Source organism: Microbacterium sp. ProA8, assembly GCF_039905635.1.
GTDB lineage: Bacteria > Actinomycetota > Actinomycetes > Actinomycetales > Microbacteriaceae > Microbacterium > Microbacterium chionoecetis.
Window position 1 is genome coordinate 1,426,289 of sequence record NZ_CP157000.1, and the last position, 15,409, is coordinate 1,441,697.

Annotated in this window: 10 protein-coding genes; 5 read left to right on the top strand and 5 right to left on the bottom strand. The window is 71.2% G+C overall.

The window, feature by feature from the left end:
- Nucleotides 1-8: 8 nt before the first annotated feature.
- Together ABG085_RS06005 and ABG085_RS06010 are read right to left on the bottom strand one after the other, a co-directional pair.
- Nucleotides 9-914, bottom strand: coding sequence for a diacylglycerol kinase (locus ABG085_RS06005; protein WP_347978506.1), 906 nt, complete (start codon nt 912-914; stop codon nt 9-11).
- Complete coding sequence (locus ABG085_RS06010; RefSeq protein ID WP_347978507.1) at nt 911-2,584, bottom strand: FAD-binding oxidoreductase; 1,674 nt, start codon at nt 2,582-2,584, stop codon at nt 911-913. Before ABG085_RS06010 ends, ABG085_RS06005 begins: the two co-directional genes overlap by 4 nt.
- A 34-nt stretch (nt 2,585-2,618) precedes the next feature.
- Between ABG085_RS06010 and ABG085_RS06015 the strand changes: the two genes are divergently transcribed.
- Together ABG085_RS06015 and ABG085_RS06020 are read left to right on the top strand one after the other, a co-directional pair.
- The gene (locus tag ABG085_RS06015; protein ID WP_347978508.1) at nt 2,619-3,203 is read left to right on the top strand and encodes a helix-turn-helix domain-containing protein; all 585 of its coding nucleotides are present in this window, start codon (nt 2,619-2,621) and stop codon (nt 3,201-3,203) included.
- A 73-nt stretch (nt 3,204-3,276) separates the two neighbouring features.
- Nucleotides 3,277-4,833 (top strand): glycerol-3-phosphate dehydrogenase/oxidase, encoded by a 1,557-nt coding sequence (locus ABG085_RS06020; RefSeq protein WP_347978509.1) that lies wholly within the window; start codon nt 3,277-3,279, stop codon nt 4,831-4,833.
- A 212-nt stretch (nt 4,834-5,045) separates the two neighbouring features.
- Here the strand turns inward: ABG085_RS06020 and ABG085_RS06025 are convergent, their stop codons facing one another.
- Nucleotides 5,046-8,819 carry a multifunctional oxoglutarate decarboxylase/oxoglutarate dehydrogenase thiamine pyrophosphate-binding subunit/dihydrolipoyllysine-residue succinyltransferase subunit gene (locus tag ABG085_RS06025; protein WP_347978510.1) on the bottom strand — a complete coding sequence of 1,258 codons (3,774 nt, stop codon included), beginning with the start codon at nt 8,817-8,819 and terminating at the stop codon, nt 5,046-5,048.
- 177 nt (nt 8,820-8,996) lie between these two features.
- On the opposite strand from ABG085_RS06025, the gene ABG085_RS06030 reads away from it, so the two are divergent.
- Nucleotides 8,997-10,454, top strand: a complete 1,458-nt coding sequence (locus ABG085_RS06030; RefSeq protein WP_347978511.1) for a GuaB1 family IMP dehydrogenase-related protein — start codon at nt 8,997-8,999, stop codon at nt 10,452-10,454.
- Nucleotides 10,455-10,474: 20 nt separating this feature from the next.
- On the opposite strand, the gene ABG085_RS06035 is transcribed toward ABG085_RS06030, so the two are convergent.
- Entirely contained in the window at nt 10,475-11,611 is a 1,137-nt protein-coding gene (locus tag ABG085_RS06035; RefSeq protein ID WP_347978512.1) for a YihY/virulence factor BrkB family protein, read from the bottom strand.
- A 203-nt stretch (nt 11,612-11,814) separates the two neighbouring features.
- Between ABG085_RS06035 and ABG085_RS06040 the strand changes: the two genes are divergently transcribed.
- Nucleotides 11,815-13,146: a hemolysin family protein gene (locus ABG085_RS06040; protein ID WP_347978513.1), complete on the top strand. Its 1,332-nt coding sequence runs from the start codon at nt 11,815-11,817 to the stop codon at nt 13,144-13,146.
- A complete protein-coding gene (locus ABG085_RS06045; protein WP_347978514.1) occupies nt 13,143-14,201 on the top strand; it encodes a hemolysin family protein in 1,059 nt (352 codons plus the stop codon). The genes ABG085_RS06040 and ABG085_RS06045 overlap by 4 nt, the downstream gene beginning before the upstream one ends.
- Before the next feature lie 141 nt (nt 14,202-14,342).
- On the opposite strand, the gene ABG085_RS06050 is transcribed toward ABG085_RS06045, so the two are convergent.
- Nucleotides 14,343-15,407, bottom strand: coding sequence for an NADH:flavin oxidoreductase/NADH oxidase (locus ABG085_RS06050; RefSeq protein WP_347978515.1), 1,065 nt, complete (start codon nt 15,405-15,407; stop codon nt 14,343-14,345).
- Nucleotides 15,408-15,409 lie beyond the last annotated feature (2 nt).

The following is a 15,409-nucleotide window of genomic DNA, read 5'->3' on the forward strand; positions in this document are numbered from 1 at the left end:
GCCGGCCGTCAGCCGGCCGGGGTGAAGATCGTGAGCGCGCCGGGCACCACGTCGACCCTGAGCGGCAGGGCCCCTATGGGGTCGCCGTCCGCGTACGCGGTGACGCCCGGCGAAGACAGTCGCACCGCGCGCACGCGCCGGATCGACACCTCGGCAACCCCGCCGTGCGTGCCGCGGTACACCCGCGGCAGCAGCCGAAGCAGACGCAGGCGGCCGGCGGGGCGCACCAGCACCAGATCGAGCAGCCCGTCCGCCGGGTCGGCGTCCGGGCAGATCGGGATGCCGCCCCCGTAGGTGCGCCCGTTGCCGACCGTCGCCATCACGAGGTCGCCGCTCAGGTTTTCTCGTGTGCCGTCGGCCAGCTCGAGTTCGACCTCGTACGGGATGCCGGCGAGCGTCAGGAACTCGACGAGGATCGCGATGTTGTACCGCGAGCCGCCGCGCGGCCATCGCATCGCGTTGGCGCGGTCGTTGACCTTCGAATCGAAGCCGCTGGCCAGCACCGAGCCGAAGTACTGCGTCGAGCCGTCGCTGCGGGTCACGCGGGCGAGGTCGACCCGCCGAGTGCGACCGCCGGCGATGGTGTCGGCCGCAGCCGTGACGTCGAGTTCGCGCAGCCCCAGGGTGGCCGCGAAGTCGTTGCCGCTGCCGGAGGGGACGATGCCCAGAGGGATGCCGGTCCCCGCGACCTCCTGGATCGCGAGGTTGACGGTGCCGTCGCCCCCCGCGACCGCGACGGCGTCCACGCCGACCTGGATCGCGGCGCGCAGCAGGGCGGAGGACTCGGCCGCGCTGCCGCCGCTCAAGATCGATGTCTGCACACCGCGGGTGCGCAGGTGCTCGGCCGCGCGCGTCGCGGCGCCCGTGTGCGCCCCGGCGCGTGCAGCGGGATTGACGAGAAGCGCGACCTTCATGCGCGGTCGGCCGGTTCGGCCGCCGGGGTCACGAGGGCGCCCGGGTTCATGATGCCGGTCGGATCGAGGACGCGCTTCACCGCGCGGAGCACCTCGACCCCGAGTGCGCCGATCTCCGCCTCGAGGTAGGGGCGGTGGTCGCGCCCTACGGCATGGTGGTGGGTGATCGTGCCGTGCGTCTCTCCGATCGCGCGGGACGCGGCATCCTTCGCCCTCGCCCACCGGGTCTGCGGATCATCGGTGAGTGCGGCGACGACGGTGAAGTACAGCGAGGCGCCTGCCGGATAGACGTGCGAGATGTGGCAGAGCACGAGGGGCTTGGTGCCGGTCGCGGTGAGACTCTCGGTCAGCGCGGCCGTGACGGCGTGCTTCAGAGCGGGCAGGTGCGTCCAGGTCGCCGCGGTCTCGAGGGTCTCGGCGAGGATGCCGCTGTCCATGAGGGTGTCGCGCAGCGCCGGAGAGGCGAAACGGCCGCGCTCCCACGATCGGGCAGGGTCTTCGCCGCGCGAGGTGGCGCCGTGTGCGGTGCACACCGCGGCGAGGTCGTCTCGCGTGGCTTCGGCCTCGGCGGGGGCCGCGCCCTCGAAGGTCGCGACGGCCAGGCATCCGCGCAGACGGGTGAGATGGCCGCCCAACGCGGCGTTCACGCGCGTCTCGGTCTCGTCGCTCAGCCGCAGCACGGTGGGACGGATGCCGCGCTGCGTGGCTTCGCGGAACGCCGACGCGCCACTGGCGAAGTCCGGGAAGGACCATGCGCCGTAGGCGGTCGCCGCCGGGGTCGGGCGGACGCGGACGGTGACCTCGGTGAGAACGCCGAAGGCACCCTCGGATCCGAGGAAGAGCTGGCGGAGGTCGGGGCCGGCGGCGCTCGCGGGGGAGCGGCCGAGGGCGAGATCACCGGCCGGCGTGGCTACGCGGAGCGCGTGGACGAGGTCGTCGAAGCGGCCGTAGCCGCGCGACGCCTGACCGCTCGACCGCGTCGCCGCATACCCGCCCAGCGAGGCGTAGGCGAAGCTCTGCGGGAAGTGGCCGAGGGTGAGGCCGCGCGCTCCGAGCAGCTCCTCGGCCTGCGGACCGGTGGTGCCGGCGCCGAACGTCGCGAGGAGCGAGACCTCGTCGAGCGCGAGGAGGGCGGCGGTGCGGGTGAGGTCGAGCGCGATGACGGCGCGGTGCTCTCCCCTCGCGGGGTCGACGCCGCCGACGACCGACGTGCCCCCGCCGAAGGGGATGACGGCGATGCCGCGCTCCGCGCAGACGCTCAGCACCGCGGCGACCTCGTCGTGGTCGGCGGGCGAGGCGACGGCGTCGGGAGCGGCCTGGGGGTCGTCCAGCCGGCGGTGCAGCAGGTCCGCGGTGCTCTTGCCTCCGAGGTGCAGCAGCCGCACCTCGTCGTCGCGCGTCACGTGATCGCGGCCCACGACCCGGGCGAGGGCGTCGAGGTCGGCGTCCGACAGCAGCGGCGGCGTCAGGGCCGGCACGGCGCGCCGTCGCACGGGGTGCGCCTTGCCGGGGAGGACGGTCGCGATGATCGCTTTCGCCGCGGCGGGCAGGCGGGCGGCTTCCGAGCCCCAGGCGTCCCACGCACCGCGGGGTCGCAGCGTGGGCACTGCGAGGGGACGCGCCGGGGGAGCAGGTTCGCCGGGAGGATCGGTGTGCGCCATCGCAGCCATGGCGACAGTATGACACGTTCTGTATGGTTGTCACATGGCCGATGGAGTGCCCGACACCGAGACCGCGATCCTCGACGCTGCGCTCGCCGAGGTGCTGGCGCACGGGATACGCCGGACGACGGCATCCGATATCGCCCGCCGCTGCGGGATCGCGCGGCAGACGCTCTACCGCTATTGGCCGGACGCGCAGGCGGTGTTCGCCGCGCTCGTCACCCGCGAGCTGGTCGCGGCGCTCCCCGCCGAGCAGGGGGAGTGCGCCGATCTCGACGAGCTTGCCGGCCTTCTCGCCGAGACCGCCGACCGCGTACGCCGGCTGCCCCTGGTCGATCGGCTGCGCGACACGGATCCCGAGCTCTTCGCGCGGTACATCCTCGACCGGCTCGGAGCGAGCCAGCGCGCGATCCTCGCCGAGACCGCGCGGCGCATCGCCGCGGGGCAGCGGGCCGGGTTCGTGCGCCCGGCAGATCCGCAGCAGCTCGCCGCGATGGTGCTGCTGATCGCCCAATCCGCGGTGCAGTCCGCACCGCTCGTGGCCGAGTGGCTGCCTGAGGGCGCATGGCGCACCGAGCTCGGGCATGCGCTGCGCGGGTACCTCGGATACGGGACCGAGGCGGCGTGAACGCCAGGAGGCCGGGGCTGCATCATGTAGCCGAAATACTGTGTTCGATATTCACCATGTCGAGTCCTGAGCGATGAACGCGCGCATCGTCGGGCGCACGCCCTTCCCCTCGGCCCTCACCGCCGCGCGGCGCGCGCGAGAACTCGAGGCGCTCGCCGACGAGCGCGAGATCGATCTGCTCGTCATCGGCGGCGGAATCACCGGGGTGGGGATCGCATTGGATGCCGCGAGCCGCGGCCTGCGCACCGTCCTGGTCGAACGGCACGACCTCGCGCACGGCACGAGCCGCTTCAGCTCGAAGCTCGTGCACGGGGGCCTGCGCTACCTCGCCTCCGGGCAGGTGGGCATCGCGCGTGAGAGCGCGCTCGAGCGGCACATCCTCCTCACCCGCACGGCGCCGCACCTCACGCGCGCGCTCGCGCAGGTCGTGCCGCTGCACGGGCGGGGCCATGTCGCACGCGGCGCCTACATCGGCCTCGGCTACGAACTGGGCGACGGCCTGCGCCGCGCCGTCGGGACGCCGGGCGCGCTCCTGCCGGGCCCCGGCGCGATCAGTCCCGGCGAGACACTGCGACTCGCCCCCGCCGTGCGCGCAGATGACCTGCGCGGCGGCGTGCGCGGCTGGGACGGTCAGCTCATCGACGACGCCCGGCTCGTCGTCGCCGTCGCGCGGACGGCCGCCGGGCACGGGGCATCCATTCTCACCCGCGTCGAGGCCGTCTCGGTCACAGGCCGGACGGCGACGCTGCGCGACCGAGTCACCGGCGCGTTCGTCGACCTCCGTGCTCGTGCCGCCGTGAGCGCGACCGGCGTGTGGGCGGGAGAACTCGACCCCGAGGTGCGGCTGCGGCCCAGCCGCGGCACCCACCTCGTGGTGTCGACCGCGCGGCTCGGCGGCTCAGACGTCTCGCTGACGGTGCCGATCCCCGGGTCGACGGGCCGCTTCGTCTTCACCCTGCCGGCCCAACACGGACGCACCTACATCGGCCTCACCGACGTGCCCGCCGACGGGCCGATCCCGCAGGTGGCGCACGCGACCGAGGCCGAGATCGACACGCTTCTGGGCACCGTGAACACGGTCCTCGCCGATCCGCTCGACCGCGGGGACGTGCTCGCGACGTTCGCCGGCCTGCGTCCGCTGCTGGCGGGTGCGGACGACGACACCAGCGACCTCTCGCGCCGTCACGCGATCATCGAGTCGACGTCGGGCGCGCTCAGCATCGTCGGCGGCAAACTCACCACCTATCGACGTATGGCCGAGGATGCCGTCGATGCCGTGATCCGCCGCGATCCGGGCCTGCCCTCGCGTCCCTCGCGGACGCGCGCGATCCCGCTCGTCGGAGCGTGGCCCCGGCACCGGCTGGGCGAGATCGCGGCGCCCGGCCGCCTGGTGCGCCGGTTCGGCGCCGAGGCGCCGTATGCGGCGTCGCTCCCCGACGGCCCCGGCGGGGCGCGCGGTGTGACGGCGCAGGAGCTTCAGTGGGGCGTCGCGGTCGAGGGCGCACTGGGCATCGCGGATCTGATCGACCGTCGCACGCGTCTCGGCCTGGTCCCGACCGACGGCGAAGAATCGACGGATGCCGCGGCCGCCGCCTTCGATCGCGCCGGCGTGGAGCCGATCGAGGAGTGAGCGGAGCCGCCGTGGCGCGATCCTCAACCGAGGACTTGAGCAGAGATACGGGGCGACGCGCCGGATGAGGATCCTCATCTCGGCTCAGCTCCTCATTCGAGGACGGGACCGTTCTCCTCGAGCGAGGAGACGGCGGCACCGGTGTGACGACACCGGCCCCGGACGCACCCGCGAAGAGGGGCGTCCGGGGCCGGACCGACGGAACGCGTCGCTTAGACGGTGAGCGCCTGCTGCATGATGGCGGCCTGCTCGGCGGCGTGCACCTTCGGCGAACCGGTGGCGGTGGATGCCGCGGAGGCACGGGAGACGCGGCTGATGGTGCGACCGCGCAGATGCTTGACGACCTCGAGCGCGATGAACGGCCAGGCGCCCTGGTTCTCGGGCTCGTCCTGCACCCACACCAGCTCGGCGTTCGGGTACGAGTCGATGACGGCGTTGAGCTCGTCGACCGGTGCCGGGTAGTACTGCTCGAGCCGCACCAGCGCAACTGCGGGGTTCGGGTTCTTTTCGAGCTCGGCGCGCAGATCCCAGTGGATCTTGCCGGCGTGCAGCAGCACCCGCTTGACGGCCGACTTGTCCAGGGCGCGACTGTCGTCGAGCACCGGCTCGAACTTGCCGTTGAGGAAGTCCTCGACGGGGCTGGTCGCACCGCGCAGGCGCAGCATCGCCTTCGGCGTGAAGACGATGAGCGGGCGGCGGGGGCGGGCGTACGCCTGGCGGCGCAGCAGGTGGAAGTACGACGCCGGCGTCGAGGGGCGCGCGACGGTCATGTTGTCCTGCGCGCACATCTGCAGATAGCGCTCGATGCGGGCCGACGAGTGGTCGGGGCCCTGGCCCTCGTAGCCGTGGGGCAGGAGCAGCACGACGCTCGACTGCTGGCCCCACTTCTGCTCCGCCGACGAGATGAACTCGTCGACGACCGACTGCGCGCCGTTGCCGAAGTCGCCGAACTGCGCCTCCCACAGCACCAGCGAGTCGGCGCGCTCGACCGAGTAGCCGTACTCGAACGCCATCGCCGCGTACTCGCTGAGCAGCGAGTCGTAGATGTAGAAGCGACCCTGATCCTCGCTGAGGTTCGTCAGCGGGATCCACTCCTGGCCGTTCGAGCGGTCGTGGAGCACGGCGTGGCGCTGCACGAAGGTGCCACGACGGGAGTCCTGGCCGGCAAGGCGGACGTTGGTCTTCTCGAGCAGCAGCGAGCCGAACGCCAGCAGCTCTCCGAAGCCCCAGTCGATCGAGCCGTTCCGGCTCATGTCGAGGCGCTTGTCGAGCAGCTGCTGCAGCTTGTTGTGCACGGTGAAGCCGCCGGGCTTGTTCACGAAGGTCTCGCCGATGAGGCCGATCATCTCGCGCGAGACGCCGGTGGTCTCGGGCTCACCGGCCGCCGGCTCTTCCGCGGCATCCGGGACGACCACCGGTGACGACCCGGTCTCGGCCGCGTGCGTCTCGGCGAAGGCGATCTCGAGGCGGTTCTGGAAGTCCTGCTTCGCCTTCTGGTACTCCTCCTCGGTGATGTCACCGCGGCCGACGAGGGCCTCGGTGTACAGCCGGCGGACCGAGCGCTTCGCCTCGATGAGGTTGGTCATGAGCGGCTGCGTCATCGACGGGTCGTCGCCCTCGTTGTGTCCGCGGCGGCGGTAGCAGACGAGATCGACGACGACGTCGCGGTGGAAGCGCTCGCGGTACGCGAAGGCCAGCTGGGCCACGCGCGTCACGGCCTCGGGGTCGTCGCCGTTCACGTGGAAGATCGGCGCCTGGATCGTCTTCGCGACATCGGTGGCGTAGACCGAGGTGCGCGCGTCGGTGGGCGTGGTGGTGAAGCCGACCTGGTTGTTGACGACCACGTGCACCGTGCCGCCCGTGCGGTAGCCGCGCAGCTGCGACATCTGCAGCGTCTCGACCACGACGCCCTGGCCCGAGAAGGCGGCGTCGCCGTGCACCAGGATCGGCAGCCAGGTGAAGGTGCCGATCGGCTTGCGATCCTGCTTCGCCCGGACGATGCCCTCGAGCACTCCGTCGACCGTCTCGAGGTGCGAGGGGTTCGCGGCGAGGTACACCGGCAGTTCGGACTTGTTGTCGGCGACGAACGTGCCCTCGGTGCCGAGGTGGTACTTCACGTCGCCCGACCCGCTCTTCGAGCCGATGGCGACGGATCCCTCGAACTCGCGGAAGACCTGGCCGTAGGTCTTGCCCGCGATGTTGGTCAGCACGTTGAGGCGGCCGCGGTGGGCCATGCCGATCGCGGCGCCGTCGAGACCGGCTTCGGCCGCGCCCTGCAGGATCTCGTCGAGGAGGGGGATCAGCGACTCGCCGCCCTCGAGGCTGAAGCGCTTCTGCCCGACGTACTTCGTCTGCAGGAACGTCTCGAACGCCTCGGCCTGGTTGAGCTTGTCGAGGATGCGCAGCTGCTCGTCGTGACCGGGCTTCTGATACTTGATCTCGACGTTCTCCTGGAACCACGCACGCTGCCCGGGGTCCTGGATGTGCATGTACTCGATGCCGATCGTGCGGCAGTACGAGTCGCGCAGCACGCCGAGGATGTCGCGGAGCTTCATCTGGCGCTTGCCGCCGAACCCGTTCGTGACGAACTCGCGGTCGAGGTCCCAGAAGGTGAGCCCGTGGTTCTCGATCTCGAGATCCGGGTGGGTGCGCTGCACGTATTCCAGCGGGTCGGTGTCGGCCATCAGGTGGCCGCGCACGCGGAAGGAGTTGATGAGCTCCTGCACGCGGGCGGTCTTGTCGACGCGCTCGGCGAGGTCGACGTTGATGTCGGCGGCCCAGTGGATCGGCGCGTACGGGATGCGCAGCGCCGCGAAGATGTCGTCGTAGAAGCCGCGCTGGCCGATGAGCAGCTCGTGCACCTTCTTGAGGAACTCGCCCGAGCCCGCACCCTGGATGACGCGGTGGTCGTAGGTGCTGGTGAGCGTGATCGTCTTGCCGATGGCGAGTTCGTTGAGCGTCTTGTCGCTCGCGCCCTGGAACTCGGCGGGGTACTCGAGGGCGCCGGCACCGACGATGCAGCCCTGGCCCTTCATGAGGCGCGGCACCGAGTGGACGGTGCCGATGCCGCCCGGGTTGGTGAGCGAGATCGTGGTGCCCTGGAAGTCCGCTGCGGTGAGCTTGTTGCCGCGGGCGCGGGTGACGAGGTCCTCGTACGTCGTGAGGTACTCGTTGAACGTCAGCCGGTCGGCGCGCTTGATGCTCGGCACCAGCAGCGCCCGGGTGCCGTCGGGCCGCGGCAGGTCGATCGCGATGCCGAGGTTGATGTGCGCCGGCGCGACGACCGACGGCTTGCCGTCGATCTCGGCGTAGAACACGTTCTGGCTGGGGAACTCCTTGAGCGCCTGGATGATCGCCCACCCGATGAGGTGCGTGAAGCTCACCTTGCCGCCACGCGTGCGCGCCATGTGGTTGTTGATGACGATGCGATTGTCGATCATCAGCTTCGCCGGGACGGTGCGGACGCTGGTCGCGGTCGGGACGGTCAGCGACTCGTCCATGTTGGCCGCGAGGGTCTTCGGCATGCCGCGCAGTGTCGTGACGACGTCGGCCTCGGCCTCGGCCTCGGCCTGCGACGGCTGGGACTTCGGCGCCTGCGCCGGGATGGGCTGCGGGGCGGCCGGCCGAGCCGTGGTGCGTGCCACGGGCTGCGCGCCGATCACCGGAATCGGCGCGGTCACCGGACGGGGCTCGGATGCCGCAGCCGGCGCTGCCGGCGCTGCCGCAGGCGCTGCGGCTGCCGCAGGCGCTGCGGCTGCCGCAGCTGCCGCGGGCGCGGCTGCTGCCGGCGCTGCTGCTTCCGGCGCGGGGGGCGCCGTCGGTGCTGCGCCGTCGGCAGGGTGGTAGGCCTCGAGAACGGGCCACCACGCCTTGTCGACGGAGTTCCGGTCGATTTTGAACTGTTCGTACAGTTCCTCGACGAGCCACTCGTTGGCTCCGAACTCTCCCTCGTTCGAAACCCCGACGCCCGTCACCTGGCTCGACACGCTGAATCGCCTGCTTTCATCGGTGAAGTTCTGGGATGCGCGCGGGGCTTGCGAGCCCGCACACGCGACGGTTAAGCCTAGCCCAGTCTGCGCAGGCCGTTCCGGCCTGAAGGGGTGAGGCTGCTGAAAGAACCCGCATGATTATCCGCACAGGAACTGTCACTACCCTTGGCGGTCATGGAGTTCTACGGCGAAACACCCGACGTCGACCTGACCTACTCGGACGTCTTCCTGGTCCCCCGGCATTCGGCGATCACCAGCCGCCTCGACGTCGACCTCTCGCCCGGCGACGGCACGACGGCCACGCTGCCGCTGGTGTCGGCCAACATGAACTCCGTCACCGGTGCACGCCTGGCAGCCACCCTGGCTCGTCGCGGCGGTCTCGGCGTGCTGCCGCAGGACATGCCGCTGCAGGAGCTGGATGCCGCGATCCGCTGGGTGAAGGCGCAGCCGGTCGAGTGGGACACGCCCCTCGTCCTGCCCGCCGATGCGACGGTCGCCGATGCCGCCCGGCTGCTGCCCGCGACGGACGGCCACGGCATCGTGGTCGCCGACGCCGCCGCCGGGCGGTTGGACGCGGACGACATCCTCGGCATCGTTCCGGCCACGCGGCTCGGCACGGCCCTGCCCGACGCGCGCCTGGGCGACCTCGCACGCGGGCGCGCGGCATCCGTCGACGCCGAGGACATCGAGAGCGCGCGCCACGCGTTCGACGTCATCGTCGCCGCCGAGGCGGAGACGGTGTGCGTGCTGCACCACGGCCACCTGGTCGGAACGCTCTCGCGCCGCAGCGCCCTGCGCTCGACGCTCTACCGGCCCGCGGTCGACGCATCGGGCCGCCTCATCGTCGCCGCCGCGGTCGGCATCAACGGCGACGTGGCCGCGAAGGCTCGAGCGCTCGCCGCGGCCGGGGTCGACGTACTCGTCGTCGACACCGCGCACGGGCACCAGGAGGGCATGCTGCGCGCGCTGCGCACGGTGGCGGACCTCGACCTCGGCATCCCGATCGCCGCCGGCAACGTCGTGACCGCCGAGGGCGTGCACGATCTCGTCACCGCCGGTGCGACGATCCTCAAGGTCGGCGTCGGACCGGGCGCGATGTGCACGACCCGCATGATGACGGCCGTCGGCCGGCCGCAGTTCTCGGCCGTCCTCGAGACGGCCGAAGCCGCGCGGCTGATGGGCGCGCACGTGTGGGCGGACGGCGGCGTGCGGTACCCGCGCGACGTGGCGCTGGCGCTCGCGGCGGGCGCGGCATCCGTGATGATCGGCTCGTGGTTCGCCGGCACCATCGAGGCGCCGGGCGAGCTGCAGGTCGACGAGGCCGGCCGCTCCTACAAGGAGTCGTGGGGCATGGCCTCGACGAAGGCCGTCCACGAGCGGTTCGGCCGGCTCGACCCCTACGAGCTCGCCCGCAAAGAGCTGTTCGCCGAGGGCATCTCGTCGTCGAAGATCTACCTCGACCCGTTGCGTCCGGGCCTCGAGGACCTCCTCGACATGATCACCTCGGGGGTGCGCTCGTCGTTCACCTACGCCGGTGCGTCGACCGTCGCGGAGTTCCACGACCGGGCCCGCGTCGGTCTGCAGTCCGCCGCCGGCTACGAAGAGGGCAAGGCGCTCCCCGTCAGCTGGTGACACTGCGGACCCGGTCGCCATCACGTCCGGCCGGGATTGCGGCCGGCCTCCTCCGCGCCGCGATCGCGCCGTCGGTCCTGATCGGTGTCGCCGTCGCCCGCTGAATCTTCGTCGTCTCCGTACTGACTGCGGATGGCGCGGCCTTCCTCGACGTCCTTGCGTGCCTTCTCGGCGGCCTTGTCGCTCTTGCGCGTGTCGCGGGGCGGCAACTGGATGTCCTCTTCGGCGGCGATGCCCGCCTGCAGCTGCCGGCCTCGCTCCAGCTCAGCATCGAACTCCGCGCCGAACAGCAGGGCGATGTTCGCGATCCACAGCCACAGCAGGAAGACGATGACGCCCGCGAGCGAACCGTAGGTGCGGTCGTAGTTCGAGAAGTTCGCGACATAGAGGCCGAAGGCCACCGACGCGATGACGAGGACGAGGATGGCCAGAAGCGACCCGAGGCTGATCCACCGGAACTTCGGCTGCTTCGCGTTGGGGGTGGCGTAGAAGAGGATCGCGACCATCACCACGACGATCGCCGCGAGCACCGGCCATTTGACGATCTCCCACACGGTCGTGGCGACCTCCCCGAGCCCGAGTGCCGACCCGACGGCGTCGGCCACCGGCCCCGACACGACGAGGATCACCAGGGCGACGACGATCAGTGCCACGCCGATCAGGGTGATGAGGATCTGCGCCGGCTTCAGTTTCCAGAACGGTCGGCCCTCCTCGATCTCGTAGACGCGGTTCATCGCGCGGCTGAAGGCGCCCACGTACCCGGATGCCGACCAGATCGCCAGCGCCAGGCCGAGGATGAGGCCCCAGCCTGCGGCGGGGGAGTCCGCCGCCTGCTCGAGCGGACCTCGCAGGGTGTCCGCCGCATCGGGTGCGACGCCGTCGACGATGCCGATGAGCGCATCGGTGGCCTCGCCGTTGCGGGCGATCAGCCCGAAGATCGAGAACACCGCGACCAAGCCCGGGAAGATCGCCAGCACCGAGTAGTAGGTCAGGGCGGCGGCGATGTCGGTGCACTCGTCGGCCGAGAACTCGCGTGCGGTCTTGACGAAGACGTACTTCCAGGATCGCTTCTTGATCTCACGCGGGGTGTCGGGTTTGTCGGCGTGCTCGGGATCGGGTGCGCGGCGCCCATCGCGTTCCTGGTCCGTCGTGGTCATGGCGTCCTCATCCCTTCTGCCCACCGGCGCGAACCGCCGGAAGGGCCATCGTGCGAGGGCACGGCGAAGGCGGCGAGGGGCTTGACAGCGGCCCGTCGGGCGCCGCACCCCTGCCGTAGACTTGTCGGCACGATGGACGACCCTCCTAGTTGCAGACAATCGCCCCACCGACCCGCTTCCCGATCCCAGGGGGGTGATGCGTGATGGATTACGTCATGTTGGGCGTGGGGCTTCTGCTCACGATCGGCACCGGCCTCTTCGTGGCGAGCGAGTTCGCGCTCGTCAACCTCGACCGGGCCGATCTCGAATCCCGCCAGGAGGCGGGCGAGACCCGGCTCTCGCTCACGATCAGCGCGCTGCGGATCACATCCACCCACCTCTCCAGCGCGCAGCTGGGCATCACGCTCACCACGCTCCTGACCGGTTACACGATGGAGCCGGCGATCTCGAACCTGCTGGCGCCCGTCTTCGACGCGTGGGGCATCCCCTCCGGCGTGGCACGGCCTCTCGCGGCCGTCATCGGCGTGTCGATCGCGACGGTGTTCTCGATGATCCTCGGCGAGCTCGTGCCCAAGAACTTCGCGCTCGCGATTCCGCGCCAGACCGCGAAGCTCGTCATGCCGTTCCAGGTGGCGTTCACGACGGTGTTCCGTCCCGCGGTGGTCGTGCTCAACGGCAGCGCGAACGGCGTGCTGCGCGCGGTCGGCATCGAACCCAAGGAGGAGCTGTCGGGCGCCCGCACGGCCGAGGAGCTGTCGAGCCTGGTCCGGCGCTCGGCCAGCGCCGGCGTGCTCGAGGAGGACACCGCGTCCCTCCTCGACCGCAGCCTCACCTTCGCCCGCCTGTCGGCGGCCGATGTGATGACGCCGCGGCCCAGCATCCACGCCCTCGCGGCCGACGACTCGGCCGAGGACGTCATCCAGCTCGCCCGCCGCACCGGGCACAGCCGGTTCCCCGTGTACGGCGAGGATATGGACGACATCACCGGCATCGTGCACCTGAAGGCCGCCGTCGGCGTGCCCCGCGAGCGCCGGGCCGACGTTCCGGCCGCCGCGCTCGCGACCGAGCCGCTGCGCTTTCCCGAGGCGGTCCACCTCGATGCGCTCGTCGCCGAGCTGCGCGCCCGGGGGTACCAGATGGCCGTCGTCGTCGACGAGTATGGCGGCACCGCCGGCGTCGTCACGCTCGAGGACCTCGTCGAGGAGATCGTCGGCGAGGTGCTCGACGAGCACGACCGCCGTCGCGCGGGCATCGTGCGGGTCGACGACACCGTCATCTTCCCCGGCGAGCTGCGGCCCGACGAGGTGCGCGATCGCACCGGCATCCGCATCCCGGAAGGCGATGTCTACGACACCGTCGGCGGCTACATCATGAGCGTGCTCGAACGCATTCCCGTGGCGGGCGACACCCTCGAGATCGAGGACGGCTCTCTCGAAGTGCAGCGGATGGAAGGACGCAGGGTGGACCGCGTGCGGTTCACGCCCACGCCGATGCCGAACGACGGCGCGACCACCGAGGCGGGTGATCGCCGATGAACGACTGGGCCGGAATCGCCTGGCTGGTGGTGCTGCTCATCGCCAACGCCTTCTTCGTCGGCGCCGAGTTCGCCGTCATCTCGGCTCGCCGCTCGCAGATCGAGCCGCTCGCCGAGAAGGGCTCGCGGTCGGCCAAGACCGCGCTGTACGCGATGGAGCACGCGACGCTCATGCTGGCGACGAGCCAGCTCGGCATCACGATCTGCTCGCTGCTGATCCTGAACGTGTCGGAGCCCGCCATCCACCACCTGCTCGCCGAGCCCTTGGGTCTCACCGGCTGGTCGGAGGCCGTCGTGGACGGCGTCGCGTTCGCCGTGGCGCTCGTGGTGGTGTCGTACCTGCACGTCGTGTTCGGCGAGATGGTGCCGAAGAACCTCGCGTTCTCGGTGCCCGATCGCGCGGTGCTGATGCTCGCGACGCCGCTGGTATGGGTGTCGAAGCTGTTCCATCCGATCATCGTGAGCCTCAACTGGATCGCGAACCACGTGGTGCGCCTGTTCGGTGTCGAGCCGAAGGACGAGGCCGCCTCGACCTTCACGCTCGAGGAGGTCGCGACGATCGTGAACCAGTCGCGCATCGAGGGTGTGCTCGACGACGCGGCGGGCACCGTGTCGGCCGCGCTGGAGTTCACCGACAAGAAGGCCGCCGACGTCGCGGTGCCCCTGTCGCAGCTCGTGACGCTGCCCGAGACCACGACCCCCGCCGAAATCGAACGCGCGGTCGCCAAGCACGGCTTCTCGCGCTACGTGATCGTCGACGAGGGCGGTGTGCCGGTCGGCTACGTGCACCTCAAGGACATCCTGCGGGCGGCGGAAGGACCGGATGCCGCGACCGACGTCACCCTCCCGATCCCGACCAAGCGCATCCACCACATGGTGCCCGTGCTCGAGTCGACCGATCTCGAGGACGCGCTCGCGGTCATGCGCCGCGCCGGCCGTCACCTCGCGCAGGTGCGCGACGAGGCCGGAGAGATCACCGCGGTGCTCTTCCTCGAGGACATCATCGAGGAGCTCATCGGAGAGGTGCAGGACGCGACCCGCCGACGCGGCTTCTGAGTCCGCGACCGGTCGTTGAGCAAGGAGCTCAGCGACGTGACAAACGCCCCGAGCCCGGCGCACTGCGCCGGGCTCGGGGCGTTTCTCTCGCACGTTCCTCGCTTGCTCAACGACCGAGGTCATGGTCGGGGGCGGACGGGCTCAGCGCCGGGCGCGGAGGTACTGCTTCGGCCAGTAGTCGATGTCGGCGCCGAGCTCCGCGGCGGCCCGCAGCGCGTAATGCGGGTCACGCAGCCATTCGCGGCCGGCCATGACGGCGTCGGCCGCGTCCTCGGCGAGCACGCGCTCGGCGTGGGCGGCGTCGTCGATCATGCCGACGGCGTTCACCGGCACGCCGGCTTCGCGTCGCACCCGGGCGGCGAGGTCGACCTGGTAGCCCGGACCGGTGGTGAGCTGCTGGTGGGCGACGAGTCCGCCGCTGGAGATGTCGAAGAAGTCGGCGCCCCGCTCGGCCGCCCAGCCCGCGACGGTGGCGGTCTCGTCGGCATCCCACCCGCCGTCGGCCCAGTCGGTGGCGGAGAATCTCACGATCACCGGAACGCCGGGGGCGGCATCCGTCACCGCATCCAGCGCCCGCAGTACGAGCCGTGCGCGGTTCTCGAGCGAGCCGCCGTACTCGTCGTTACGGTGGTTCGACAGGGGCGAGAGGAACTGGTGCAGCAGGTAGCCGTGCGCGGCATGCAGCTCGAGCACCTGGAACCCCGCGGCCACGGCGCGGCGGGCCGCCGCGGCGAAGTCGGCGACGACGCGGTCGATGCCGTCGAGGTCGAGGGCGACCGGCTCGGCGAAGCCGTCGAACGCGATCGCCGACGGGGCCACGGTCGTCCAGCCGCCGTCCGACGCTGCCACGCTTCCGCGCCGGCCCGAGAACGGCGGCCAGGTGGAGGCCTTGCGTCCGGCGTGCGCGAGCTGCACGCCAGCCACTGCGCCGCGGCGGCGTATCGCGTCGACGATCGGCGCCCACGCGTCGCGCTGCTCGTCGTTCCACAGGCCGGTGTCGTCGGCGGAGATCCGACCCTCCGGCGACACCGCCGTCGCCTCGGCCACGATGAGCCCCGCGCCGCCCGACGCGAACTGCGCGAGATGGGTGTGGTGCCACTCCAGCGGCACGCCCTCGACCGCGCTGTACTGGCACATCGGCGAGACCCACAGACGGTTGCGCACCGTCACGTCGCGCAGGCTGAGAGGGGTGAAAAGGCGGCTCATCG

Bases quoted from the DNA above. Each gene is read 5' to 3' on its own strand.
- ABG085_RS06005 (WP_347978506.1), bottom strand. From the start codon at position 914: ATGAAGGTCGCGCTTCTCGTCAATCCCGCTGCACGCGCCGGGGCGCAC.
- ABG085_RS06010 (WP_347978507.1), bottom strand. From the start codon at position 2,584: ATGGCTGCGATGGCGCACACCGATCCTCCCGGCGAACCTGCTCCCCCG.
- ABG085_RS06015 (WP_347978508.1), top strand. From the start codon at position 2,619: ATGGCCGATGGAGTGCCCGACACCGAGACCGCGATCCTCGACGCTGCG.
- ABG085_RS06020 (WP_347978509.1), top strand. From the start codon at position 3,277: ATGAACGCGCGCATCGTCGGGCGCACGCCCTTCCCCTCGGCCCTCACC.
- ABG085_RS06030 (WP_347978511.1), top strand. From the start codon at position 8,997: ATGGAGTTCTACGGCGAAACACCCGACGTCGACCTGACCTACTCGGAC.
- ABG085_RS06035 (WP_347978512.1), bottom strand. From the start codon at position 11,611: ATGACCACGACGGACCAGGAACGCGATGGGCGCCGCGCACCCGATCCC.
- ABG085_RS06040 (WP_347978513.1), top strand. From the start codon at position 11,815: ATGGATTACGTCATGTTGGGCGTGGGGCTTCTGCTCACGATCGGCACC.
- ABG085_RS06045 (WP_347978514.1), top strand. From the start codon at position 13,143: ATGAACGACTGGGCCGGAATCGCCTGGCTGGTGGTGCTGCTCATCGCC.
- ABG085_RS06050 (WP_347978515.1), bottom strand. From the start codon at position 15,407: ATGAGCCGCCTTTTCACCCCTCTCAGCCTGCGCGACGTGACGGTGCGC.